Annotated in this window: 20 protein-coding genes; 11 read left to right on the top strand and 9 right to left on the bottom strand. The window is 63.5% G+C overall.

The window, feature by feature from the left end; translation table 11 throughout:
• Positions 1-77 precede the first annotated feature (77 nt).
• Together lgt and PUN71_RS20865 are read right to left on the bottom strand one after the other, a co-directional pair.
• Positions 78-971: a prolipoprotein diacylglyceryl transferase gene (gene lgt / locus PUN71_RS20870; protein ID WP_277799938.1), complete on the bottom strand. Its 894-nt coding sequence runs from the start codon at positions 969-971 to the stop codon at positions 78-80.
• Positions 972-1,215: 244 nt separating this feature from the next.
• On the bottom strand, positions 1,216-1,755 hold the full coding sequence (locus tag PUN71_RS20865; RefSeq protein WP_277799936.1) for a MarR family winged helix-turn-helix transcriptional regulator: 540 nt from the start codon (positions 1,753-1,755) through the stop codon (positions 1,216-1,218).
• A 41-nt stretch (positions 1,756-1,796) separates the two neighbouring features.
• Between PUN71_RS20865 and PUN71_RS20860 the strand changes: the two genes are divergently transcribed.
• Both PUN71_RS20860 and PUN71_RS20855 read left to right on the top strand, forming a co-directional pair.
• Entirely contained in the window at positions 1,797-3,410 is a 1,614-nt protein-coding gene (locus PUN71_RS20860) for a DHA2 family efflux MFS transporter permease subunit (RefSeq protein ID WP_349361825.1), read from the top strand.
• Entirely contained in the window at positions 3,341-5,569 is a 2,229-nt protein-coding gene (locus PUN71_RS20855; RefSeq protein WP_277799935.1) for a transglycosylase domain-containing protein, read from the top strand. Before PUN71_RS20860 ends, PUN71_RS20855 begins: the two co-directional genes overlap by 70 nt.
• A gap of 144 nt (positions 5,570-5,713) precedes the next feature.
• Here the strand turns inward: PUN71_RS20855 and PUN71_RS20850 are convergent, their stop codons facing one another.
• Together PUN71_RS20850 and PUN71_RS20845 are read right to left on the bottom strand one after the other, a co-directional pair.
• Positions 5,714-6,370 (bottom strand): hypothetical protein, encoded by a 657-nt coding sequence (locus PUN71_RS20850; RefSeq protein WP_277799934.1) that lies wholly within the window; start codon positions 6,368-6,370, stop codon positions 5,714-5,716.
• Positions 6,367-7,326, bottom strand: coding sequence for an alpha/beta fold hydrolase (locus tag PUN71_RS20845; protein WP_277799933.1), 960 nt, complete (start codon positions 7,324-7,326; stop codon positions 6,367-6,369). The genes PUN71_RS20850 and PUN71_RS20845 overlap by 4 nt, the downstream gene beginning before the upstream one ends.
• A gap of 66 nt (positions 7,327-7,392) precedes the next feature.
• Here PUN71_RS20845 and PUN71_RS20840 point away from each other — a divergent pair, with 66 nt between their 5' ends.
• On the top strand, positions 7,393-8,037 hold the full coding sequence (locus PUN71_RS20840; RefSeq protein WP_277799932.1) for a TetR/AcrR family transcriptional regulator: 645 nt from the start codon (positions 7,393-7,395) through the stop codon (positions 8,035-8,037).
• Positions 8,038-8,756: 719 nt separating this feature from the next.
• Here PUN71_RS20840 and PUN71_RS20835 read toward each other — a convergent pair.
• Both PUN71_RS20835 and PUN71_RS20830 read right to left on the bottom strand, forming a co-directional pair.
• Positions 8,757-9,659, bottom strand: a complete 903-nt coding sequence (locus PUN71_RS20835; RefSeq protein WP_277799931.1) for a response regulator — start codon at positions 9,657-9,659, stop codon at positions 8,757-8,759.
• 222 nt (positions 9,660-9,881) lie between these two features.
• Positions 9,882-10,685, bottom strand: a complete 804-nt coding sequence (locus tag PUN71_RS20830) for an alpha/beta fold hydrolase (RefSeq protein ID WP_277799930.1) — start codon at positions 10,683-10,685, stop codon at positions 9,882-9,884.
• A gap of 237 nt (positions 10,686-10,922) precedes the next feature.
• On the opposite strand from PUN71_RS20830, the gene PUN71_RS20825 reads away from it, so the two are divergent.
• A complete protein-coding gene (locus PUN71_RS20825) occupies positions 10,923-11,093 on the top strand; it encodes a hypothetical protein (protein WP_277799929.1) in 171 nt (56 codons plus the stop codon).
• Positions 11,094-11,119: 26 nt separating this feature from the next.
• A complete protein-coding gene (locus PUN71_RS20820; RefSeq protein ID WP_277799928.1) occupies positions 11,120-12,097 on the top strand; it encodes an NAD(P)H-dependent flavin oxidoreductase in 978 nt (325 codons plus the stop codon).
• Positions 12,098-12,301: 204 nt separating this feature from the next.
• On the opposite strand, the gene PUN71_RS20815 is transcribed toward PUN71_RS20820, so the two are convergent.
• Together PUN71_RS20815 and PUN71_RS20810 are read right to left on the bottom strand one after the other, a co-directional pair.
• Positions 12,302-12,715 carry a nuclear transport factor 2 family protein gene (locus PUN71_RS20815; protein ID WP_277799927.1) on the bottom strand — a complete coding sequence of 138 codons (414 nt, stop codon included), beginning with the start codon at positions 12,713-12,715 and terminating at the stop codon, positions 12,302-12,304.
• A gap of 197 nt (positions 12,716-12,912) precedes the next feature.
• Positions 12,913-13,251: a DUF7793 family protein gene (locus PUN71_RS20810; protein ID WP_277799926.1), complete on the bottom strand. Its 339-nt coding sequence runs from the start codon at positions 13,249-13,251 to the stop codon at positions 12,913-12,915.
• Between the two features lie 1,049 nt (positions 13,252-14,300).
• On the opposite strand from PUN71_RS20810, the gene PUN71_RS20805 reads away from it, so the two are divergent.
• The 4 genes from PUN71_RS20805 (at position 14,301) to istB (ending at position 19,932) form a co-directional block, all read left to right on the top strand.
• On the top strand, positions 14,301-15,677 hold the full coding sequence (locus tag PUN71_RS20805; RefSeq protein WP_277799925.1) for an FAD-binding oxidoreductase: 1,377 nt from the start codon (positions 14,301-14,303) through the stop codon (positions 15,675-15,677).
• Between the two features lie 317 nt (positions 15,678-15,994).
• Positions 15,995-16,453 (top strand): hypothetical protein, encoded by a 459-nt coding sequence (locus tag PUN71_RS20800; RefSeq protein ID WP_277799924.1) that lies wholly within the window; start codon positions 15,995-15,997, stop codon positions 16,451-16,453.
• Positions 16,454-17,443: 990 nt separating this feature from the next.
• Positions 17,444-19,120 carry an IS21 family transposase gene (gene istA / locus PUN71_RS20795; RefSeq protein ID WP_277799923.1) on the top strand — a complete coding sequence of 559 codons (1,677 nt, stop codon included), beginning with the start codon at positions 17,444-17,446 and terminating at the stop codon, positions 19,118-19,120.
• Positions 19,117-19,932, top strand: coding sequence for an IS21-like element helper ATPase IstB (gene istB / locus PUN71_RS20790; protein ID WP_277799922.1), 816 nt, complete (start codon positions 19,117-19,119; stop codon positions 19,930-19,932). The genes istA and istB overlap by 4 nt, the downstream gene beginning before the upstream one ends.
• Before the next feature lie 154 nt (positions 19,933-20,086).
• Here istB and PUN71_RS20785 read toward each other — a convergent pair whose 3' ends face one another.
• A complete protein-coding gene (locus PUN71_RS20785) occupies positions 20,087-20,740 on the bottom strand; it encodes a CG0192-related protein (protein WP_277799921.1) in 654 nt (217 codons plus the stop codon).
• Positions 20,741-21,147: 407 nt separating this feature from the next.
• On the opposite strand from PUN71_RS20785, the gene PUN71_RS20780 reads away from it, so the two are divergent.
• A complete protein-coding gene (locus PUN71_RS20780; protein WP_277799920.1) occupies positions 21,148-21,645 on the top strand; it encodes a hypothetical protein in 498 nt (165 codons plus the stop codon).
• A 399-nt stretch (positions 21,646-22,044) separates the two neighbouring features.
• Positions 22,045-22,446 carry an SHOCT domain-containing protein gene (locus PUN71_RS23125; RefSeq protein ID WP_349361824.1) on the top strand — a complete coding sequence of 134 codons (402 nt, stop codon included), beginning with the start codon at positions 22,045-22,047 and terminating at the stop codon, positions 22,444-22,446.
• Positions 22,447-24,271 lie beyond the last annotated feature (1,825 nt).

The raw sequence follows: 24,271 nt of genomic DNA, 5'->3' as shown, positions 1-24,271 counted from the left end.
GGGTTGGCCAGAGGCGAAGGGCCCACGGGCAGTGCCGATGGGGATCGCAAACGCTTCCGGGATTTCCGTCGAAAACTCTAGGAGTGTTCGTTCTGGGGGAGCGCCGTTGGTGCGGGGGAGGGCCCGGTATTCGCGGCTGCCGAGCGTTTGCGCCGGAACAGCAGGGCGAATGCGGCGGCGCCGGCGAGGAATATCAGTCCCGCCACCCAGGTGTTTACCCGCAGGCCCAGGATCAGGTTGGCGTAGTCGGAACGCATTAGTTCAAAGGCGAAGCGCCCTGCCGTGTATCCGGCGACGTAGAGGGCGAACACGCTTCCTGCGCCCAGGACGAAGCGCCGGTCCAGGTAAAGCAGGACGGCTCCGACCGCTATGCACCAGATCGATTCGTAAAGGAAGGTTGGCTGGAAGTACCCGATGACCATTGGATTTCCCGAGGCGTCCATCACGGCGGAACCGGTCGCGGGATCCATCTGATGGATCTGAAGCTTCCAGGGAAGGGTGGTGGGATCCCCGTACAGTTCGTTGTTGAACCAGTTTCCCCACCGGCCCAGGGCCTGGGCGAAGACCAGTCCGGGCGCCGCGGCGTCCATGAACGCCACCAAAGAGACGTGCTTCCTGCGGCAGCCAACCCAGGCTCCGACGATGCCCAGGGCAACGGCACCCCAAATCCCCAGGCCGCCGTCCCAGATGGCGAAGGCGTTCCAGGGGTTCCTGCCGGGCTGGAAGTAAAGCTCCGGGTCGGTGATGACGTGGTAGATGCGGCCGCCGATGATCCCGGCGGGGACCGCCCAGAGACAGATGTCCAGGACTTCCCCGGCGTGACCGCCCCGGGCATGCCAGCGCCGGGACGTCAGCCAGACAGCAAAGACGATTCCGGCCATGATGCAGAGCGCGTAGAAATGGATGGTCAACGGGCCCAGATGGAAGGCGTTGACCGTCGGGGACGGGATGAATGAGTCACTGTCGGTCATGGGGTCCTGTTCTTGAGGCCTCTGCGGCGGAAGGGGTGTCAGCAGGGCCGTTTCGGCACGTGCCGGCTGTGGTGTTCATTGCGGGCTCGTTCGATGCCGACGGCAGCCCACAGCATGGTCAGGACCCACCACCAGGAATTATCGGGTTGAGTCAGCGCGAGGATGAAAAGGACCGTTACCGCCGACGCATCGAGGAGGAGGACCGGCCAATACTTGGCCGTCCTCGGCGGTAGCGGTGAACCGGTCATGAGGGTTTCTCGTCGTGCTGGCCAGGGTTCCGGCTTTGGAGTTCGTCCTCGAATTCCAGCAGCTCGGCGAGGGCGGCCAGGGCGGGGATGGCATTTTCTATGGCCTGCTGCTCTGACCGGGGGAGTTGTTGCAGGGCCTGGCCCAGCCTTCGGTGATTCGCTGCCTGCCACGCCGAAAGGACTTCTGTTCCTGTAGGGGTGAGGTTCAGCGTCACCGCCCGGCGGTCCCCCGGACGAGGGGTACGGTTGACCAGCCCGGAGGTCACCATCTGTTGGACGAGGCTGCTGACCGTGTTCGTCGCCAGCCTTTGGCGGGCGGCGAGGTCCCGGACTCCTATGCCCGGTTCATCCGCCAGGCGCTGGAGGACCTCGACCTGGGCCATGGGCAGGGACTCCCAAGGGAAATCCTGCCGGACACTGGAACGCAGGACCCGGCGCAGGCGCGTTATCACCCCTGTCAACGACCACGCATCCGCGCCCGGGGAGTCTTGCGCCGGCGGGCCAGCGGGGGAGGCGGGGACACCGAGCGTGTTCATGAAGTTAGCTTATCGCCGTAGTTCCCAACTAGAATAGTTCTGTGACCGAACAAAGATCTCGCGGTGGTGCTGCCGCTTTGCCGGATCCTGCCCGGGGCTGGCGAAGGCTGTTGCGGGAACCGGCGCGGCCGGAGTGGGTCCGGCGGCGGCGCGGGGCCCCGTGGCTGGTCGTCGCAACGGTGTGTATCGGTGCCTTCATGGGTCAGCTGGATGCCAGCATTGTGACGTTGGCGGTACCGAGCATCAGAACCGAGATGAACGCCTCCCTCGCCCAGGTCGAATGGGTGGCATTGATCTACCTTCTGGTGTTGGTGGGCAGCATCTCCGCCGTCGGCCGGCTGGCTGACATGGTCGGGCGGAAACTCCTTTACACCTACGGGTTCGCGTTATTTACGCTCGCTTCCCTGGGCTGCGCGCTGGCCCCGGACATCACCTGGCTCCTGGCGGCCAGGGCGGTTCAGGCGGTGGGGGCGAGCATGCTGCAGGCGAACAGCGTTGCGCTGATCCGGACCAGTATGCCCGCCGGTAAACTCGGCAAGGCCATCGGCCTGCAAGGGGCCGCGCAGGCCATCGGCCTGGCCATGGGCCCCTCCGTAGGTGGGCTCCTCATTGGTCTGGGCGGCTGGCGGTGGGTTTTCTTCGTCAACATCCCCGCGGGCATCATCGGGGTGGTCCTAGGCAGCTTGCTGTTGCCGCGGACCCATGTCAAGGCCCCCCGGGTACCGTTGGACTGGCCAGGACTGGTGGCTCTGATGCCGGCGGTCGGCGCCCTCCTCCTGGCGTTGTCCGAGGCATCCAGGTCCGGTTTCGGGAACCCTCCTGTCCTGGCCCTGTTGGCGCTTTCAGCCGTTCTTTTCGTCGTTTTTGTCCTGCGCGAACGCAGCGCGCGGCATCCCTTGGTGGATTTGTCGTTGTTCCACGCCGGAACCTTCAGCCGAGGTATCACGACCGGCCTGCTGAGTTACCTCGTGCTCTTCGGGGTTTTGTTCGTCACACCCCTGCACCTGGAGTCGGAATACTCCCTGCCGCCGGCCCAGGCTGGTTTGCTGCTGACGATACTTCCGGTGGCGTTAGGCCTCGTGGCTCCTGTTGCGGGCTTTGTGGCGGACCGGTCCGGTGCCCGGCTGCCAACCTCTACCGGTATGGGACTGGCCGCTGCCGGACTGGCCACCCTGGTATTGCCTTCCGCAGGTCTGTGGATCACCGCGGCCGCCCTGGCAGTCCTGGGCCTGGGCCTGGGCCTTTTCACACCGGCGAACAACGCAACGGTGGCGGCAGCCGGACACGACCACCAAGCGGGCATGGTCAGCGGGGTGATGAACATGACCCGAGGCATAGGAACCTCCCTCGGCGTGGCTTTGGGCGCGGCAGCATATTCACTCGCCCCGGCCCTTGCTGAGAGTGCAGGCGTGCCCGGAGGGCCCGGACTCGGTTTCCAGCTCGCCGCCGCGCTCCTGGCGGTGCTTGCTGCCTTCGCCGGAGTCCTGTCATTGCTGGGACGGCGCCCCGGATCCAGGACCGGGACCGGGCCAAGGAAACCCTCCGGACGCCCGTCCAGCCGTGAGGCAGAAACCCAAAGGTATCCATGTTCAAACCAAAACCCACACCTGCGACCGCACCCGCGCAGCCTTCCCGGCCGTCGGGGAAGAAGCTGATGCTGGCCGCAGGCGGCACCTTCGGCAGATTTCTCGCTTTCCTTGGGATCAGTGCGGTATGCGGTGCGCTGCTGGCTGGCCTCCTAGTGCCCGCCGCGGCCGTGGCCGAGAGCGTCGTGGGCGGTTCGGCGCAATTCGCCGACAACCTCCCGGCCGGAGCCGTAGCGGACCCTCCCAGCCAGGTGACAAGGATCCTCGCGGCCGACGGGTCGCAAATCGCGACACTCTTCAACGAGAACCGCACCGAGGTTCCCCTGGACCACATGTCCCCGAACATCACGAACGCCATCGTTGCCATTGAGGACTACCGCTTCTACCAGCACGGCGGCATTGACCCGCAAGGCATCCTCCGCGCTCTGATGATCGACACCGCGGGCGGGCACCAAGGCGCCTCCACGCTGACCCAGCAGTACGTGACCAACATGCTCAACGAAAACCTCATCGCCGAAGGCAAAGACTCCCAGGTGGTGCTCAACGGGCAGAAGAGCATCAGCGACAAGCTGCGGGAGATGAAGCTCGCGATCGCCCTTGAGAAGCAGTACTCGAAGGACCAGATCCTCGCCGGATACCTGAACGTCGTTGGTTTCAATGCCAACGCATATGGCATCCAGGCCGCGAGCCAGTATTTCTTCTCGGTTGATGCCCAGGACCTCACCTTGCCCCAGGCCGCGCTGCTGGCCGGACTGGTCAACGGCCCCTCGCTCTACGATCCGACCGTGCACCCTGAAGCTGCCAAAGGCCGGCGCGACCTGGTGCTGGACGCAATGCTGGAACACGGCTACATCGACCAGCGCCAACACGACGACGCCGTGAACACCCCGATCCAGCTGAAGATCAATCCGCCCAAGCAGGGCTGCGCTTACGCTTCCCAGGCGCAATACTTCTGCGACTACGTCCTCCACCAGATCCAGAATGACCCCGCGTACGGAGCCACCCAGGATGAGCGGGACCAGAAGATCATGGCCGGCGGCCTGACCATCAAGACCACCCTGGACCCCCGCCTGCAGGAACCGGCGCAGGCCCAGGTCGATTCCACTGCGGGGGCAAACCCGGACAAGTGGGGCGCCTCCCTCGTCACCATCGAACCCGGCACCGGCAAAGTCCTGTCAATGGCCCAAAACTCCCGAAAGCTCGGCGACCAGGGCACCGGTTTTGTGTCCGCCTACAACTTCAACGTCGACAGCGCGGACGCGGCCGGCAACAGCCTCGGCGGTGTGGGAGGCATGCAGCCCGGCTCGACGATGAAACCCGTGACTCTCGCCGCCTGGCTTGGCGAAGGGAAGTCGACGAACCAGGTCGTTGACGCTTCCCGCCGTCGTTATGGCATCAACTATCCGTGGAAGACCACCTGCCATCCCGTCCAGGGCTGGTTTGACAGTACGGTGCCGGGGTCCAAGGACCTGCAGAACGATGAGCCCAACTGGTACCGGCCCATGACGGTCCGTGAAGGCATCTACCAATCGATCAACACGGCCACGTTCGCCTCCCTCGCCGGGCTTAATGATGTGTGCGACGTCCAGCGCGCCGCAGACGCGATCGGCCTGCACCTGGGCAGCGGAAAAGACGAAAAGATCGACCTCTCCACCCTGGGTAATATCCTGGGCAGCCAGAACGTGGCCCCGCTGACCATGGCGAACGCGTTCGCGACGTTCGCGGCCAACGGCACCTACTGCACCCCGATGTCCATCACGGAGGTCGACGACGCCCACGGCAAACACATCGGCGGCCAGACACCGGCCTGCCAAGCCGGTGCGTTGAAGCCCGACGTCGCCAACGCTGTCACCAACGTTCTCCAGGACGTCCTCACGAAAGGCTCCGGGCTGCTCATTCCCCAAAAACTCGGAGTCCCCGACGCCGCCAAAACAGGCACCAACGAATACAACAACCAGACCTGGGTCGTTGGCTACACCAAAGGCCTGGCCACAGCGTCCTTCTTCGGTGACCCCTTCAACGGCGGCCCCACCCGGCTTGGGCGCAACATCACTATCAACGGCAAGTACTACCCCGCCGTGGACGGTGCCTTCATCGCCGGCCCCCAATGGGCCCAATACATGCAGCACGCCGTCGGCCTCTACGACCACAGCGACTTCGACGCCCCACCACAAACCCTCATCAACGGCGCGCTGACCCCGACGGCAAAAAGCACCACCAAGAGATGACGAGCCCCGCGGAACCATAACGTTTCATTAGCAGGCAGTTAGCCTCGTCGCCCGGCTTACCGCCGTATCCCCGCTTCTGAACAGGCACAAGTCGCCGACGGTGTGGGGGTCGCGGTGGAGACGCCGCCGGGCGCAGCCTCAAGCTCACTCGGGATGCATGCGAGAACCCAGCAACGGCCCAGCGACTACCGCCCAAGCGACCATGAGGATCCCGAACACGGGCACGACGTCCACAAGCGTCCGGGTGAACTGCATCGGGACCACGACCCCGGTCAGGGGGATGAGGAACGAGAAGAGGGCGAAACCGAATCCTCCCGCCACGCCGAGCAGGGCAGTGAGCCGGTTCCCCACGATCCCCGCTCGCCCGAGCGTCCACGCGACAGCGACGACGCACAGGGCCCACACGCCATCGACCGACTCAACGACGTCTTTCACCCAGAGAGCCCAACCTCGCTGCGAATTCGCGACGCTCTCGCGCCCCAACGGCAGGAGCAGGTGGATGAGCATCGCCAGGACGCAGAACCAGGCGACAGGGACGGCAAGTTTCAGAACTCGGCGCGCCGGGGGCGAAAGCGCGGGCAGACGCCGAATAGTGGAGAGGAATAGCGCGAACACGACGTAGCTGGACACGAGCAGCACGTGCGCGGGCCACCAGTTAGGCTGGCCGGTCTGCGTGAAGGCAACCTCCGCCATGCTGTCGGCCTTCGGAGCATGCGGATGGAGGATCAGCCCAACGAAGAGGGTAGGGCCAGTTGCGGTCAGCAACAGTGCGGCGCGCTTGGTGATCTGGTTGGTCGTCATGACAGGAACCCCAGTACGGCGTCCGCGCAGATCTTCGGCTGGTCGACGTGGACCAGGTGGCTGGCGTCCTTGACGACCTCCAGACGGGCGTCGGGCATGCGGTCAGCAAGAGCCCGGCCAGCCTCGGGTGAGCCGAGCGAGTCCTTCTTACCCCACAGGAACAAGGTGGGTACGTTGAGCTCAGCCAATTCCGGGGCCAGCCGGTTCGTCAGAATCGTTGACCGCCCGAAGATGCCGGCCCCAGCGGGATGCCATGCCCGCTCAACCATCGTGTACCAGCTCCGCACCGCGCCCGGCAGGTGCCAGCCGGCTGCCACGCATTCCAGCAGGTCGTCGGGCACCTGATTGGGGACGGCGACCAACTTCGCCCTGGCGAGACCGACCCGGGCGCCCTCGGCGCCGGGCTTCGGTTTCAGTGCGGTCTTGAAAAGGAGGGCATTGAGTCCGCGGGTGCCGACGAGCCGGTGGTAGCGACTCTGCTGTAGCGATGGCGCGGGGTCGGCCCCGGCCGGTTCGCCGAGGATCACCAACGCCGAGACCCGCTCCGGGTTGGCCAGTGCGAAGCAGAACGCGAAGTAGCCGCCCATCGAGTTGCCACCGATCGTAGCCCGCTCGAGGCCGACGGCATCCAGCAGCCCTTCGATGAAGGCCACCCCGTGGGTGCGCAGGTCGACTCCGCGGTAGTCGAAGGGGCTGGCGAGCCCCGTGCCGGGCTTGTCGGGCATCAGCAGGCGCACGCCCGCAGCGAGGAACGGGATCAGCGGCGCCCACTGTGCAACGACGCTGCCGCCGTGCAGCAGCAGCAAGGGGTTACCGCTGCCCGCTTCCAGCAAGTGGGCGGTACCGAAGGGGGCGGGCATGGGCACGGTCCATGACGTCACCGGCACCCCAGTGCCCTCCAACACGTCGGCCTGAGCCTGGAGGTAGTGCTCGACCCTTGCGTTTGATGCATCCATGGCTCCGGCCTCTCCACACGCCCGCCACAAATTAAGTGAGTATCACTTAGTGATATTGTGGGTGCCGTGCACCAAACTGTCAAGAAGCGGCCATACGTCTCGCCGAAGCGCCAGGCGAAGGCCGCCGAAACGCGGGCGAGGACCCTTGCCGCGGCGTCGCAGATGTTCCTCGATGCCGGCTACGCACGAACCAGCACCGCCGCCATCGCGAAGGCGGCCCGGACCTCCGAGGCGAACGTGTTCGCGATGTTCGGCTCCAAGGCCGAGCTGCTGCTGCAGGTCGTCTTCGAGCATGTCCGCAACGACCCGACCTTCTCGATGGGAGACCCGGCGCGCTGGCAGGGGCTCATTGGCAAAGATCGACGGGCCCTCGCCACCGCAGAGCTCACCGCGCTGGTGCGGCGCGCCCACGACCGCAGCTGGCGCATCCGGACAGTCGCCGCGGCCGCCGCGCCCGACGACGACACCGTCCGCGAGGCCGTCGCTCGCGGAGCCCAACGTCGCCACGACGACTGCTTATGGTTCGTGCTCGAGGTCCTCGCGGTACCCGAGGACCGGCTGGAGGAAACCGCCGACGCCCTCTGGGTCCTCACCAACGTCGAGAACTATCGGCTGCTGGTGCTCGACCGCGGATGGGCCCCGGAGCGGTACGAGCAGTGGCTGGCTGCCATGATCAGCGCCGCGCTGGAAGATCAGGAGAACGCCCACTGATCGTTGGATTTGCCACTGGTGACCCCTCAAATGGGAAACGGCACACCTCGGGCACTTAGACCCCCGGAAGTGGGCGTCAATGATCGCGGGGGTGCCGGAGCGGGTGAGCTGGCGACGGGCGACCTCGACCGGGGCGGCCTCACGGACGTGGATGATGATGACCTCGGTCTCGGTCCTGCGCACCCAGACCATCTGACCCATCCGGTCCGGGAATTCCGCCACGCCTTAGTATCGTGGGCTGGACCGTTGATGAGGTCGATCATGGCTTCGACGTCCAGGTCCTCGTTTAGTTCGCCCGTATCGATGCCGTGCCGGATCTCTGCCGCCACGGGCACCCGGCGGCGGGAGACGTGCTGGCCGCAGGCGATGGCGAGCCGGTCGTTCTCCAGGCCTATGGCCACCCGCCTCTTGCCCGCGGCGCCCACGCGGCCGTCCACTTCGAGCGAAGCCTGATCATAGGAACGGAGGATGGTTTCCAAGGGGGCGCTCCTGGCTGAAACTCATTAAGCCTCGATTCAGGCAACTATTTCTGATGGCAGGGACATAACGAGCTGAAAGGGAGACGACGATTCGTCCTCACGGGAGATTCCGGAAACTGGGAGCGCTACGGACGGAATTTTCGAACTATTTCTCGACTCGAACTCATCCTTCGGGGTCCGGCTCCCTGCACATGATGGCAGTGAGGAGCGAGCCAGGATCGTCGTCTGCTACCAGGACTATCACGGCGCAGCGTCCAGGGCCTGATCCAGCTCGATATTGACGTGCGCGAGTTCCGCTTCGAGGCGGCTGACCAGTTGCAGGGCGCCGTTGTGTTTTCCGGTCGAGCCAAGAGCTTCCAGCTCGCCGCACAGGGCTGCGGCGGTGGTGGCGCCAATGTTGGCCGCGGCACCCTTGAGCGCGTGCGCCGCCTGGGTGAGGGCCTGACCATCGTTGTCGTTGATCGCTTGATTTAGGGAGGCAATCCGGTCCGGGACATCGGTTCGGAAAGCTTCTGCTGCCGCGGGCAAAAGGCCCAGCCCGTCGGATGGTCCGAGGTCACGAAGAATTGCCAGCCGGCTTTGGTCGAGCCCCTGCCTGGGATACTCGCTGGTCATTGCTGGATAACTGCCTGTGACGGCCAGGGGTTGCTCGGGCAGGAAAGGCGTGACGTGATCGGGGACCCATCGGGCCAGGAGTGCTTCGAGGTCAGTGGCGTCGACGGGTTTGGCGAGGTAATCGTCCATGCCCGCGGCGAGGCAGCGTTCCCGGTCCCCGTCGAGGGCGCCGGCAGTCATGGCGATGATGGGTAGCGGGCTGTTCCCGGTCTCGCGGCTCCGGATGATCCTGGTGGCCTCGAACCCGTCCATTACCGGCATGTGGCAGTCCATCAGCACGCCGTCATATTCTGTTATTTCGACGGCGGCCACTGCTTCGGCACCGTTGGCGACGACGTCCACGGCATAGCCGAACTTCGCCACTGTGGATCGGGCCACGAGCTGGTTGACGTCGTTGTCCTCCACGACCAGAAGGCGGCCGCGGACGGGCCCCTCATAGGAGGGGTCGATGGCGGCCCGTTCCCGGAGAGCCGCGCTGGTCATGCCCGCGAGCCGCTCAGTTGGCAGGCGTTGCTCGCTGGTGGACATTAGGCGGATCAGGCGATTGTAGAACTCGGAGCTGCGGAATTCGTTGCCGCACCATGGCCGCCGTTTTCGGCGGATGTTCGTTCACTCGCTATCTCATTCTTGGTGTTCGTGATTAGCGACGGGCGCAGGTTCTGAGCGATCTGTCAGGCAAAGTCTTCTTTCATGCGATTCAGATGTGCCTTCAGGTCCGGCAGATACAGGGACCGCGCCGGGAACGCCCGGTCAGGTCTCGCTGTGCGCGTGCAGCCAACGGCGCACCGCACCGGCGAACGCTTCCGGGGCCTCGATGAAGCTTAAGTGACCCACGTCCGGGAGGATCACAAGCTCTGATCCCGGGATCCGCCGGTGCATGTCCTCCGCCACCGTGAGGGGCGAGCGAACGTCCGCGGCCCCATACAGCAGGAGCGTCGGGACCGTGATGGTCGGCAGCACCGGGCTGAAGTCTGCGCGCCCCGACGCAGCCAAGAGCGCCCGCATCCCCGACGGACGGAAGTCCTCGAAGAGGCTGGCGACCTGGGCCCTCATCGGCTCCGTGGCCCGCTCCGTGAGGAGCGTGGGCAGCCAGACCGGGATGATCTCGGACGGAGGCTTTTCCAGCTCCGCACTCACCTGACGGTACCGTCGCTCGACCTCCTCAGGTGGGAGCGAGCCTGCCCAGCCGGCATACGCCGAGGCGAGGATGAGCGTTGCCGGGATCTCGGGATGTTCCTTCCACAGATCCAGCGCAACAACCGAGCCGAAGGACAGGCCCAGCACGTGCGGCTTCTGCGTCCCGCCGGCCAGGCCGAGCGCCGCGAGGAATCCGGCGAGGATCTGGCCCAGAGTGCCTGTCCCCTCAACCAGGTCGTCAGACTCACCACAGCCCGGTGCGTCCCACGCGACGACCGTGAACTCGCTGGAGAAGTCCTTCAGCTGTCGTTCCCAGACCCGGCTGTCTTCATAGGCCCCGTGCAGGAGGACTAACGGCGGGCCGGTACCCGCCGCCCGGTACGCGATGCGCTGGGCATCGACTTTGACGGCATCCATGCGATTACTATCGGAGCGCTGCCCTGACGTGTCAAGGCTGCGTCCGAAGGGGTGGTGCCAGCGGCGCCAAGGATGCCACATGCCGGGGAAGTTGGATTTGGTGTTTCCACTGTCATTCGCACCGCGTAGCGCGAGGACATCCTCCCGGCGTGCACCTTTCCCCTCTGTGACGCCACGTCCACCGACCCGGACTGCGAGGCCCTCTGGGCGCAGATCTCCGAGCGGTGTGCCGCCAACATGCGCAGGTTCATCGCCGACCTCGGTGCGAACGGCGAGCTACCCACCGACCTGACGCATGACGAGCTCGCCGACATCGTCTGCAGCATGAACGGCCCGGAATATCGGGGGCTGCTGGTCGCGCGGCGGCCGCCGGACAACATGACTGCGTCGGGCGTAAACTCGGCCTGATCAACGGCTTCTCCGGGAGGAATGAAATGCTGCGGACGACCTTTTGCGAATTGCTCGGAGTCGAGCACCCTATTGTTCAGGCGGGCATGGGACCGTTCGGCAGCGGCTCCGAACTGACGGCTGCGGTGTCCAACGCGGGTGCCCTGGGCAGCCTGGGCGGGGCGGCCCGGTCACCCGAGGATCTGCGGCAACAACTGGCCGTTCTGCTCTCTCTGACCGAGCGTCCGTTTGCGGTCAACTTTACGCAGCCCTGGCTTCAGCAGCATCCCGAGTCCTTCGACATCGCCCTTGAGATGCATGCGCCGGTCGTGTCCCTTGCCCTCGGAGATCCGGGCGTTCTGCCCGCCCGCGCACATGAGGCGGGTGCCCTGTTTATCCAGCAGGTGCATACCGTGGAACAGGCGCTTCTGGTCGCTGACCGGGGAGTTGATGTGATCATCGCCCAGGGAACCGAGGCAGGGGGCTTCGGCGGCAAGGTCTCGACGGTAGTCCTGGTCCCGCAGGTGGTGGATGCCGTGAGTCCGGTGCCGGTCCTGGCAGCCGGAGGAATCGCCGACGGCAGGGGTTTGGCTGCTGCCCTGGTCCTCGGTGCACAGGGCGTGAACCTTGGTACCCGGTTTCTGGCTTCGGAAGAGGCGGCGATCAGCGAGGCATGGAAACATGCCATTTTGACGGCGCGTTCCCAGGACGCTGTGAAGGTGGACGTTTGGGATGACATCTTCGGCAAACCCGGCGGCGGCGCATTCAATGTTGTTCCCCGGGCCCTCGAGACGCCGTTCATCGAACAATGGCAAGGCCACCGCGCGGATGCGGCCCTCGACGCCTCCCTTCTCCAGGGAGAAATAATGAGCGCCATCCAGGAGCGGCACATGGAGCGGTTTGTGCCGTTCACGGGACAGTCCGCCGGCCTGATCGGAGAGATCCTGCCGGCCCGGGACATCGTCCAACGACTAATCGCGCAGGCCACCGAAGCACTGCAGAACACCTCCCGTCTTTATGGCTGACGTCCGCAGAAGCCGAACCTCCCGGTCTGGGCTGCCAACAGTCGTGCAGCAGCCCTGACCCGAGAGCCTGGGGGAAGAGACGATAGCGACCGGTTCCCCCGAAACTGTGGCACTGACCCGTCCGTCCGGGAACCGTCGTCAGCACTGTTTGCTGCCCGGCCCGCTCCGGGCGGCCACAAGCATCCCAGAGCGGGGCGAGGGCTCCTACGGAGTCCCCTTGGTCATACGGTCAATCTGCGCCTCAATACCGCCGGCATCGCGCACAACTTCCGTATAGATCCGGCCGGAGCGGAACCTGGCGTCCAGGACGTGAAAGATGTTGACCCCCACGAACTCCATGACCGTGCCATCCCTGCGGGTTCCGCGCATGCCCCACTCCATCCACACCTCGTCCCCGTCCGATAACGTCCGGGAAATCTCCGCAGTCAGGTCCGGCAGGTCACTGAGCAGGGTCGCGAAATTTTGCCGGACAGCGTCTTGCCCTTGGACGGATTCCCCGCGGCGTGCCGGAGCTTCGTCAGTGTAGTCCCTGTCGAAGCAATCCACCGCTGCTTCCAAGTCATGTAATGACAAGGACCTGACCCACCGTTGCGCCACTGCCTCCGGATCCTTGCCCATGCACTCAATGCTGGAGCTCGGGGGTCGGTTTGGCAACAGCCCGCGCGAACGTGCGGGGTGGCGTCGCTGAAGATGGAACTGCCCAACAACAGATTCCAAGGTACAGAATGTGGCTCGTAGATACAGGAGACCCATTCGTTCGCCGCGGGGCGAGTTTGAACCACGGCGGCGGGCAGCTTATTCTCCGAGCAGCCGGTTTATGGATTCGGTCCGGGAACTGAAATAGCGGGTAGGGCAACGGGGACGCGCACGTCGAAGAAGAAGGTTGCGAGAAGGCGATCCACACGGCCGGATCCAAATGAGGCGATCCGGAAGGCCGCGGACGGGACGGAAAAGACGGCGCGGGCCTGGCGGCTCACGGCCTCTACTGTCACCATTTCCACCAGCTTTGGATATTCCGAACCCTCGGCTATTTCGTTGACTGCGGCCATTGCGGCGTGTGCGTCTTGAGCCTCGATACTGACATTGGGTTTCCAGGTAAGGTGAATGACTCCATCAGCTTGAAGTTCGACGGCGCCTTTGCCGCCTTCGACCAACTATCGTTTCCAACGTCCATCCCCCAAACTCTGTTGCAACGGCAACGGCAACGGCAACGACAACGGCAACGGTAACGGCAACGGTAACGGCAACGGCAACGGTAACGGCAACGGCTTTGGGCCGAGTGGCGAAGCGCAACTCTTTGTGACCTGATGACGAGTGGGAGACGATGCCTGCTAATTTGCTGGCGACCTTCGCATAGTTGGACGCCCAACAACTCTTTCCACGAAAAGCGATCTCGTCCTGAGCGCGCGGCGGCTGTCGATCAAACTTATACACGCGCCCCTCCCAGACAGGGGCCGCGCGTCCTGCTTGCCTACTTGCCAATCTGCCCGCAAACACCATTGAGCTTGAAGTCAGACCACGCCGGGCTCGAGAAGTCCGTGAAGCCATCCGACGTGGCCGACAGCGATGCAAGGTCAGGGTCGTTTGCAGACGCAGCCGGCGCCAGTCCCAAAGTCCCCGCAAATACTTTGCCCGCAACCGCGAGTTATTTCCTGGTCAGGGTCATGGTTCTCTCCTTGGAGCTACGGAGCGTCGCTCGTGCTCCATTAATCTCGTTTGCCGACGGCAAAGACAATAGCGCTGGCATTCGAAACAGCCGGCCATCTACGAGGCAGTCTTTCAAGGTCCATAGTTGAAATCGGCGACCGCCTCAGGCGGCAGGCGCATCGCGGCTGCCGCCTGTCTCCTTATGCCGTGGCCAGGTAACGACGGCGTAGGGGGCAACGCCTTTTCTGGCGGCTTCTTGACCTCGGAAACGGGCAGGCGTACGTTACGGTTAGCCGTCGATCCAAAGGGTGTGCTGCCCGCTTCGCCTACCAGGCTCGCCGGCACGCGCATGTTCGAGAATCACGCCGATAACTGCATGCCAAGACGCACGCAGCACAGGTGCATCCGGTCTCAGCCGCCGGAGCAGACCTGCCGGTCTGCTCCGGGCTCTCCTCTGGCCCCCAGCGGCTGCACTTTGAATGTCCCGCACGGCCGGAAGCGTGGCTGTGCCAGATCCCTGATCGTGAAGGCATGCTCAGGGCGAATGGGAGTCACCATGGACAACAACGGATTTCAGGCCCTGCAGGAACAAGTACGCGGCCAGGTCATCACTTCCGACCACCCCCTCTACGACGCCTCACGGACTGTTTATAACGGCATGATCGACAAACATCCCGGAGCCATATTGCGTGTTTCTCAAGTCGCTGATGTCATCGCGGGAGTCAACTTTGCCCGCGACGAGGGCCTGGACCTGGCGCTCAGAGGTGGCGGGCACAGCGCGCCCGGATTCGGGACCTGCGACGGAGGCCTCGTGCTCGACTTCGCCGACCGCAGGGGCGTCCGGGTGGACCCGGCTGCCGTAACGGCCCGGGCTGAGGCAGGCACCACCTGGGCCGACTTCAACCACGCAACAAACGCATTCGGGCTGGCAACAACCGGCGGCATTATCGGATCCACGGGTGTTGCTGGACTGACGCTCGGCGGCGGCATCGGCTACCTCGCACGTAAGTACGGTCTGTCCTGCGACAACCTCAAATCCGCCGATGTGGTGACCGCAGAGGGGAAGTTCCTCACAGCCAGCGCAACCGAGAATGATGACCTGTTCTGGGCGTTACGTGGCGGCACAGGAAACTTCGGCGTCGTCACTTCCCTGGAATTCGACCTGCATCCCGTCGACGTGGTGTACGGCGGTGTGGTCATCTATCTGCTCGAGCACGCTGAGGCTGTTTCCCAGCTGTACCGGGACTACATTGCCACGGCTCCGGAAGAGATGGGAATCTTCCTCGGATTCCACCAGGGCCCGCCGGTCCCCTTCCTGCCGGAGGAGCACCACGGCAAGCCCGTGGTGGTTGTGGTGGGTGGCTGGACAGGTCCCCACGATGAAGGCGAGCGGCAATGGAAGCAATTCCTGGACGTCGCCCCCGTTGCTGGGTCGTTTATCGGGCCGCTCCCGTACCCGATGCTCAACACTCTGTTCGACCCGCTTCTCCCGAAAGGCCTCCAAGCATATTGGAAGGCGGAGTTCCTTCCAGAGCTAAGCGACGATGTGATCGGCGTTGCCCAGAAATTCGGAGCTGGCGTGCCCAGCCCCCAAACCGCCAATCATTTTTATCCCATTAATGGCGCGGCCCAACGCGTAGGACAGGATGAGACTGCCTTTCCTTACCGGGACGTCGACTTCTCCGTAGCCATCGCCGGAATGTGGGAGTCCCCGGCGGACAACGACGCCAACACGAAGTGGGTCCGAGACTACTACCAGGCCCTGCATCCCCATGGGGCCGGCGCGGGCTATGTAAATTTCCTTGACGCCGACGACCAGTCCCGCATCGAGGACAACTACGGGGGAAACTACGCCCGGTTAGCCAAGATCAAGGCCAAGTACGATCCCGGCAACCTGTTCCACATCAACCAGAACATCAAACCGGTGGCCTGAAGCGCGGAAGAGCCTTCACTAAATCAATATTTCGGGGCTTTGCTTCAGCGAGTTAACCGGCAAACCCCGGCGGTTCGATGGGCTTGTGGGGCCGCATTCAGGCGTTGCTGCCGTCATCCTTTAGCGCCTGTGACCTTGGTTGTGGCAGGGCGAGAATACCTTCGTCACCGTCAAAAGCAGGTAATCGGTGTTCAGTCCCCCTCGTAACTCCGCCCGCGAAGCTGGAGCAGGACCTTGCATGTGTTGTCCCCTCGGGCCGGTCCGCTGGTGCGCGTGCCGGAAGTGGTCAGACTGGATGTATCAGGGAAGGAACTGGAATGCCTAAAGTGGAGATGGTTGTGGATACCCCCATTCCACCGGCGACGGTGAGGGAAGCGCTGTTGGATTTCAGCCCGGGCAGGCCGAACGTCTGGCCGGGCATTCATGCGCCGCTGTATGAGGTGTACGACGTGGGGGACACGTACGCGGATATCAGGGAAGGGAGCAAGGCTCCCGGAGGCGCAATCTGGGCCAAGGAACACTACGACTGGTCAGATCCCGAGACAGTGACCTGGACTGTGCAGGAGAGCAATTTCTGCGCACCCGGGAGTTACGTGAGCGCACGGATCAAGCCGAACGTATCGGGCGGATCACGCATTCACATCACGTGGAACCGGACTCCAACCAGCATGGCGGGGCGGGTTGCAGCGTTCTTGATTGTCGCGACACGGGGCGCTCCAGTGGCAAGCTCTCTGCGCCTGGGCCTGAAGCGACTGGAAGCCAAGGGCGTCGGGTAGTCCTGGGCCACACTCCGGCGTCGAAGGTCGCTGGCGGAGGTCCTGCCCCGATCTGCCCGGTCGCCATGGGCGACGCAGGTTAGGCTTTCATCAAACAGGGCGTCTGCTTACTCTGGACCGCGGGGAACCGTGTCTGAACTACAAGCCGGTCATGCGAACGCCGCCGCTGCTGACACCACCGCACCGGACACCGTGCAGCAACCAGAAACCGGCGGTGCCTGCTGCGCCGGATGCGGTGACGATGCCGCACCGAAGCCGGTCGCCATCAGAGTTCCCGGGCGTCGGGAGTGACTGGCTACGAGCTCAGGGTCATCCCGGGCTGCCCCAATACCGGCCCTGCAGCAGAGCTGTTCCGGGAGGCCCTGACCGCGGAAGGCATAGCCACTGACCGGCTCACCATCCGGGTCGTACCTCCGAGGACGACGCCACTGCCCTCGCCTTCCACGGATCGCCCACATTCACCGCAGGCGGAGGGGACCTGTTCCCGGCCCCCTCCACTCCGGCATTGTCCTGCCTGGTCTACCTCACCAGCCATGGCCTGGCCGGACTCCCGGACCCTGCAGCCCTGCGGGCCGCCCTGGCTGCAACATAGCTTCTCCGGCCTCCACCCGCACAATCCGCACCCGCTCGGACGGCGCATCGTCACGCAGCCTGTAGGCCCACTCTTCCCCCGGGCAGGGGCCACGGGAAACCTCAGCATTTGGTTCCATAGCCGCTCATTATCCGTCCGCACCAGGCTGCTGTCTCCTAGCAGATTGGTGCCAACAATTAGCCGAACGAGAAACCATCAGCTGGAACTGCGCAGGACCGGGCTTTTGTTCAAAGCTACGTTTTCTGGATGATGTCCGGTGACTATGGCAGTTTGATTCAGGACCGGTGTGACGGTTTGAATCAGGACCACCCGCGACTCGCCGGTTGCTTATGACGGTTTGAGTCAGGACCACCTCAGTGTTGCTTTCATCTGTTGAAAGCAAGCTTTGGAGGTCCCGGATGAGGGTACGCATGGAGCTGTTTGCCAAGATCCGCCGAGATGCCCGTGTGGAGGGCGTGTCGATCCGCGGGTTGGCAAAGCGGTATCAGGTTGGAAGGGATACCGTCCGGCAGGCCTTGTCGGATCCTGTCCCGCCGGCGCGGAAGACACCGGTGCGGTCATCGCCGAGGCTGGATCCGTTCAAGCCGGCGATCGATGCAATGCTGACCGGGGACACCTCGGCGCCGAGGAAGCAGCGTCATACGGCTCGGAGAATACTTGCCCGGCTGATTGAGGAGCACGGAGCGGAGGAGCTCTCGTATTCGACGGTGCGTGACTACGTACGGGTCCGCCGGGCACAAATCGATGTGGAAGCCGGCCGCAGGGTTGAGGTGTTCGTGCCGCAGGAACACGGACCCGGTGCTGAGGCTGAGGTGGATTTCGGTGAGCTCTGGGTGGTGCTCAATGGTGTGAAGACGAAGTGCCACATGTTCGTCTTCCGGCTCTCCCACTCCGGCAAGGCCATCCACCGGATCTACCCCACCCAGGCCCAGGAAGCTTTCCTGGAAGGCCACGTCGAGGCGTTCAACGAAATCGGGGGCGTGCCAGTCAGGCACATCCGCTACGACAACCTCACCAGCGCAGTCACCGCCGTGGTGTTCGGGCAGGGCCGGCAGCGGCAGGAGAACGACCGGTGGGTGCTGTTCCGCTCGCATTACGGCTTTGATGCCTTCTACTGCCAGCCCGGCATCGGCGGGGCGCACGAAAAGGGCGGCGTCGAGGGCGAGGTGGGCTGGTTCCGCCGCAACCGGCTCTCCCCGATGCCGGTCGTTGAATCCCTGAACGAACTCAACGACCGCATCCGGGCCTGGGAAGCCCAGGACGAGCGCCGACGGATCATGGATAGAATCCACACGATCGGTCAGGACTTCGCCACCGAGCAGCCGTTCCTGGCACCGTTGCCGGCGGAGGAATTTGATCCGGGCCTGGTGCTCAATCCAACGGTGGACAGGTCGTCGATGATCACGGTGCGGATGGTGAAGTATTCCGTTCCGGCGCGGTTCATCGGCCGGAAAGTCCGGGTCTCGCTGCGGGCGTCCGCGGTCGTGGTGTTCGACGGCCGTGCCGTGGTCGCCCGGTATCAGCGCGTGCCCGCCCGGTCCGGGCAGTCGGTGCAGTTAGACCACTACCTTGAGGTCCTCAAAACCAAACCCGGAGCCCTGCCCGGTTCCACCGCGCTGGCCCGGGCCCGGCAATCCGGAGCGTTCACCAGCGCCCACGAGGCCTTCTGGGCAGCCTCCCGCCGGGTCAATGGCGACGCCGAGGGGACCCGTGAACTCATCGACGTCCTTCTGCTCCACCGCTTCATGGACGCCGGAGACATCCAGGCAGGGATCACCGCAGCGCTGGGCGTGGGAGCGGTCAGCGCGGACGTCGTCGCGGTCGAGGCCCGCAGACACGCAGCGGCATCAAGCGGGGGTGGGTCCGTTTCAGACCGTCACCCTGGTGCTCTTGCTGAAGTGAATGTGCAACGCGTTGTCAGCCTGACCCAGCGCCGACTCATAGACCCGGCAGCGGTCATCGCGGGGCTCCCACCGGACACACGCCCGCTTCCGTCCATCGGCGCCTATGACGAGCTCCTGGCCAAACGCACCGATCACTCTGCAGGAACATTGTCGAAGGAGAACATCTCATGAGCCCCACCGCACCGGCTACCACGATCACTCCGACCCTGCGCCGACGCCGGGGCCTGACCGAACAGGCCGCGGTCGCAGCAGTGGACCAGGCCTGTCGCCGGCTGCGCCTGCCCACCGTCCGGGCCGTTCTGGACGAAGCACTGAACGTCGCCGGAAAGGAGCAACTGTCCTACCAGGGGTTCCTGGCCGAGCTGCTGCTGGCCGAATGCGACGACCGGGACCGGCGGTCCTCGATCCGGCGCGTCAAAGCCGCGAACTTTCCGCGGGACAAATGGCTCGGGGACTTCGATTTCGACGCGAACCAGAACATCAACCCCGCGACTATCCACACCCTGGCCACCGGTGACTGGATCCGCAAAGGCGCACCCTTGTGCCTCATCGGAGACTCAGGGACCGGGAAATCCCACCTGCTCATCGGTCTCGGCACAGCCGCCGCGGAGAAGGGCTACCGCGTCAAATACACCCTCGCGACCCGGCTCGTAAACGAACTCGTCGAAGCTGCAGACGAAAAAATGCTGGCCAAAACCATCGCCCGCTACGGCCGCGTCGACCTGCTTTGCATCGACGAACTGGGCTACATGGAACTGGACCGCCGCGGCGCCGAACTCCTCTTCCAAGTCCTCACCGAAAGGGAGGAAAAGAACTCCATCGCGATCGCGTCGAACGAGTCATTCTCCGGCTGGACCAAAACCTTCACCGACCCCCGCCTCTGCGCCGCAATCGTCGACCGCCTCACCTTCAACGGCACCATCATCGAAACCGGCACCGACTCCTACCGCCTAGCCCACACCATCGCCCAACAAAACGCCTAGCCCTCCAAGACACCCAGGCCTTCCAACGTCCCGAATGTGGGCCGGGGGCGCCCCGTAAGCCGGTCGATCATCGTGCTGGCACAAACCCATCGGCATCAATCATTTTCAGAAGCTGGTGGAAGTCGGAGGGAAGTCGAGGCACCGGTAGCTTTGTTCAACCCTGGACCGCACGCTGTCGGGCTCTGGCCAGTGACGCGAGTTCCACGGGCATTGTTTGTCGGTCCCACGTGGCTGCGAGGACCCTCTGTTTTGGGGTTTGTTTGGCGAAATTCAACACACGGTTAACCGACAACTCCTGGTCCCCCACGTAGATGGCTGTGACTCCGTCCAAGGTAGTGGAGACTGTTGAACAGATGGTTGGAATACTGGTGGTGGGCGTTCCCGTGGTCTGCAGGTGTACCGACTCAGGAATCAATTCCAGCCTTCCTTCAAGCTCGAAGGCTTGGTCGGCCTGCGGATGTCCCGTCAAGATGGCGGCGGCAAGGGCGGATATATAGACCGGGTCACCAGCGGCATCATAAATCCAGCGAGTTCCGAGAATGGAGTGCTCCATGGTGCCAATCAGGAACGGCTCAGCCTCCGGGAGAGGGGAACCCCTATATGTCAGCGGAACTTGAAAAACCGTATTCTCGCTTGCAACGAGAATAGTTTCGATGCCGACCTCCCCGGCCGGATCATCAAACCGGAAGGATCCGATACGACTTAGGTCCGCTGACACGTTCTTCCCGAACCACGCTTGAGTGGGGAGCCACCGTTGGAGAAGTTCCATTTTCGAAGGAGTCAGCGTTGCTTTTTGCACGATAGCCATCGGATCAGCCTAATGGCGGCTGGCCGCTGAAGGGCCCTAAACGGTTCACCGATAGAAAAGGGAAGGCAGCTGAAGTAGTCGCATGAACGCAGGGCTCAGTTCGGCATGCTCAGATTGCATCCAGGGTGGGCCTGTATCAAGCCGTCTCGGTGGTCCTGAATCACGTTGACATATTCAGTCCGGCTTGTTCCTAGACTTGGGTGACGCTGTGGACGAGCATTGAATAGTGAGCGCCGCCGACACTGCCCCGGTCGATGACCAGACACGTGAATCCGCAAGACTGCTGAAGCGAGTACCTGGGCGGGCGCGGCCTCAGAAGGAGGCCCTCCGGGAGTTCGAGGAGGGTGTCGCCCAGTTGCGTCAGCATTACGACCCGGTATTCTGGCCGCTCTTCGTCCCGGAAGAACATGTTTCGCTGGCGCGTCGAGTTGGAGTGCGGATGTAAGCACGAGGTCTACACGCACGGAGAGGACAAGTATCCGGACGATCGCCGCTTCCCCGACCTCATCAGTCAGTGCAGGCTTCCCTCCGGCGAGTTCTGGTGTACGACTGACCACGGACCTGCTCAGAAGCCGTATCGGGACATCGTCGAGTGGGTCGATCGCAAGGTCACGGAGTTCCCGGCGGACCCTGTGGAGCCGGAATACGACTGGATGGACGCCGAGGACTGGGCGAAGATCCGGAAACCCAAGCCACACTCGACGGCGTTCTGGCGGGTCAAGCTCTCCTGCGGGCACTATGAGCAAGTCTGCACTGATGTGGATTGGAAGCCCGAGGACGGGCCCAAGCTGGTGTCCGAGGAGCGCATCCTGGAAATCCGCCGTGATTCCGAGGAAAGCTGGGCGGCAGCGGATGACCCTGGATGGCCTGAAAGGGTTTCGAGCGAGACCACATCCGGAAGATGATCGATCTGCGCTGGCCGCGCCCCGAGCCCGAGAGGGACTGCTTTACGTGTACGCAGGTGCGGCGGATCACTGGCTATCAGCGGATCGGCTGGCTCGTTACGAGGACGAGGCCGGCACCGCGTCCGTCGACGAACCTCGATCGGGAGAAGATCGAGGCTCGACTCGCCGCGGCGGAGGCTGAAGTCCAGCGGCTGCGCAAGCAACTCGACAACCCAGGCAACGCTTGAATTCACAACGACGCGATCTTGACTTCGTATTTTGGGAAGGGTCGCAAGAACTACACCCCCGATGGGAACGGGAAGCGGACCAAGGACGCCTATGACGAGTTCAGCGTTCGGCAGTTCATCGCGTTCACATCAGGGGATGTTCTATGAGTATTCGTAGGGCTATCCTCGGCAGATGAACCAACATGCAGTACCGACCGAACCAGGCCAATACATATTTGCGTTCAGCCTCAGCCGAGGGTGGCTTCGGATAGCCGGGACGTGTGCAGTTGCTGCGGTGGTTATGGCCGTCGTGGCAAACGCAACAGAGCCGTTCCGAGCCCCCTTGGGAATCGCGCTAGGCGTCCTCGCGATAACCTTACTCATCGCAATTGCCATCAAAGGTTCATCACGACGGCAGGCGCAGGAACCAGCGGCAGCCCGAGCCCGCACGGGCGGGCATCGGATGTTGCTTGAAAAAATGCGGGGCAGAAGGTCCTTGGCGGCAGAACTGGCTCTCCTTGCAGAACTCCATGCGAAGGGTGCACTCTCTGACGAGGAATTCAGCGCCGCCAAGCTCCGTACCCTCGCGGACTGATATCCAGCGGTTGCTTCGTCAGTCTCTTAGCGACTTCAGGGGCAACTTCGAACAAGAATTCGCCCATCGTGCCCCGCAGCGAGGGAAAAAAGAAGGCCCACCGATGGGGGACCGGCAGGCCTTCGGCACGCCACGCTACAGCAGCGCGCATGGAACATCGACTGGACTAAGGGGTCAAACGAAGGAGTGACAAGTTGTTGTTCTTCTCGTTTCCTGGGGCATGGATAGGGTTGTTTCCGGCGTTGGAAACGCCGCCCGCCGCACGGGATTAACGCGTCTGTTCGGCTGCTGCTATCCGCCCGGCCATGGGGCTGGGCGCTCGGTCGTAGTGTCCCGGACGCTTTGAGGGGACATTGATACTCTGGGCAGAGGGGAAAGGGGGAACAGAAATGGGTCTTAGAAGTCTTTTTCAACGAAAAGCCGCAACCGCGGCACCCATAGGTCCAGTCGTGGCGGCGGAACGAGTCCCAGGCGCGCCCATGTCATCTGAGCTCCAAGCGGAACTGCGGGAAGCCTGGGCAGAACTAACTGAGGCCGCCAAGGCATCGAAAGTGAAAAATTTCCACGCATGTACACGTACGGCCCGGCACTGGACCGAGGACCCGGCGGCAGTAAGGCCATAGCGGCCACACTCCGTGAATTCCCGGATACAGATGCATAGTGACCTACGGGCCGTTCGCCCGAGTTCATCACAGCTCGCCGGAAGGCCGGCGGTACGAGATTTCCACTAAGATCCCGGGGCAAGTTTGCAGGGTCTGGACGCTGCCGTAGGCGAGGATTGATTCGTGCAAAGCACATCCGCGGTTTAACCGCCGTGATCTACAAGCAGATTGGGTCCGTGTCGATGCTCCACCCTGTGTCCTCATGAAGAAGATGAGGCTCCGGTACGCCGGAGCGTGTCGGCTGTGCGGTGCATCTCGTCCGGTCGGGACGGAAGCGATCTACGAGAGCGAGACGAAGACCGTCCAATGCTTGGAGTGTGCCACCGGGACCCCGGAAACAACCCCCCACGTGGAACGAGCTGTTGATAACTCATTATCCACTGAGTCCGGAATCGCTGGCTCGTCAGCCCGACGCGAGTATGAGCGTCGCAAAGCGAAAGACGAGGAAAAGCGCCGCGAGAAGTGGGGTCCATTCGGCGGCATCGCAGTCGTCCTCTCTGACGAACGCCAAAGCACCAAGGCCTGGGATCGAGGCGCGATTGTCTGCCGAAGGGCGTGCACCGCATATTCCAGTTTGACTGTGCGCTCGTTGACTCGATCGATTTCGATCTCGCGCTGTGCATCCGATTCCACCGCGAAACGAATGCGCTGGATTGGGCGCGGGAGTACCCTCGGGAAGAGCTCTTAGGGCTCGTGAGCCCACACAAAGAGGGACCTCGGCTTCCGACAGGTCGAGCATTCAAACACGGAACGGACGTGACGGCGAAGTTCCGGCTGGCTTATGAGGCACTCTCTGGCATAGAGGGTTGACCTCGCGCCCGGCGTTCGGCATTTTGCTCGCGCGCATTCGGAATGGCCCCTTCGCTTACGGTCGGCGGTCACCAAGCTCCACTTCGAGAATCGCTTTCGCGGGGATCAATGCTTTGAGTTGTTGAGCGTCCGGCACAAGGTGGCCCCGGCGTGCTAGCCTCCGTGTTTCAGGGGTAGTTTGATCTTGTCTTTCATCAACGCTCCGAGGGCGGAAAAGGCGACGGCCGAGCCGGGGCCACACCCAAACGCTCCGCAACCCGTCGTGCAATGCGATGGCTTCGTTCGCGGCCCCTTGCGTCTCCTACTTCTCTGCACTTTGTAAGTGGGGATGGACCCCGAGAGGCGGGAACCAC

Source organism: Arthrobacter sp. NQ7 (assembly GCF_029581595.2).
GTDB lineage: Bacteria > Actinomycetota > Actinomycetes > Actinomycetales > Micrococcaceae > Arthrobacter > Arthrobacter phenanthrenivorans_B.
Note: the sequence above shows the minus strand (reverse complement) of the source record. Positions and strands in the feature narration are given on the sequence as shown.

Excerpts from the sequence above, each read along its gene's own strand:
- istA (WP_277799923.1), top strand. The coding sequence starts at position 17,444 with ATGAGGGTACGCATGGAGCTGTTTGCCAAGATCCGCCGAGATGCCCGT.
- PUN71_RS20835 (WP_277799931.1), bottom strand. The coding sequence starts at position 9,659 with ATGTCCACCAGCGAGCAACGCCTGCCAACTGAGCGGCTCGCGGGCATG.
- PUN71_RS20830 (WP_277799930.1), bottom strand. The coding sequence starts at position 10,685 with ATGGATGCCGTCAAAGTCGATGCCCAGCGCATCGCGTACCGGGCGGCG.
- PUN71_RS20820 (WP_277799928.1), top strand. The coding sequence starts at position 11,120 with ATGCTGCGGACGACCTTTTGCGAATTGCTCGGAGTCGAGCACCCTATT.
- istB (WP_277799922.1), top strand. The coding sequence starts at position 19,117 with ATGAGCCCCACCGCACCGGCTACCACGATCACTCCGACCCTGCGCCGA.
- PUN71_RS20850 (WP_277799934.1), bottom strand. The coding sequence starts at position 6,370 with ATGACGACCAACCAGATCACCAAGCGCGCCGCACTGTTGCTGACCGCA.
- PUN71_RS20800 (WP_277799924.1), top strand. The coding sequence starts at position 15,995 with ATGCCTAAAGTGGAGATGGTTGTGGATACCCCCATTCCACCGGCGACG.
- PUN71_RS20815 (WP_277799927.1), bottom strand. The coding sequence starts at position 12,715 with ATGGGCAAGGATCCGGAGGCAGTGGCGCAACGGTGGGTCAGGTCCTTG.
- PUN71_RS20780 (WP_277799920.1), top strand. The coding sequence starts at position 21,148 with ATGTTTCGCTGGCGCGTCGAGTTGGAGTGCGGATGTAAGCACGAGGTC.
- PUN71_RS20825 (WP_277799929.1), top strand. The coding sequence starts at position 10,923 with ATGCGCAGGTTCATCGCCGACCTCGGTGCGAACGGCGAGCTACCCACC.
- PUN71_RS20865 (WP_277799936.1), bottom strand. The coding sequence starts at position 1,755 with ATGAACACGCTCGGTGTCCCCGCCTCCCCCGCTGGCCCGCCGGCGCAA.
- PUN71_RS20855 (WP_277799935.1), top strand. The coding sequence starts at position 3,341 with ATGTTCAAACCAAAACCCACACCTGCGACCGCACCCGCGCAGCCTTCC.
- PUN71_RS20805 (WP_277799925.1), top strand. The coding sequence starts at position 14,301 with ATGGACAACAACGGATTTCAGGCCCTGCAGGAACAAGTACGCGGCCAG.
- PUN71_RS20845 (WP_277799933.1), bottom strand. The coding sequence starts at position 7,326 with ATGGATGCATCAAACGCAAGGGTCGAGCACTACCTCCAGGCTCAGGCC.
- PUN71_RS23125 (WP_349361824.1), top strand. The coding sequence starts at position 22,045 with ATGAACCAACATGCAGTACCGACCGAACCAGGCCAATACATATTTGCG.
- lgt (WP_277799938.1), bottom strand. The coding sequence starts at position 971 with ATGACCGACAGTGACTCATTCATCCCGTCCCCGACGGTCAACGCCTTC.
- PUN71_RS20785 (WP_277799921.1), bottom strand. The coding sequence starts at position 20,740 with ATGGCTATCGTGCAAAAAGCAACGCTGACTCCTTCGAAAATGGAACTT.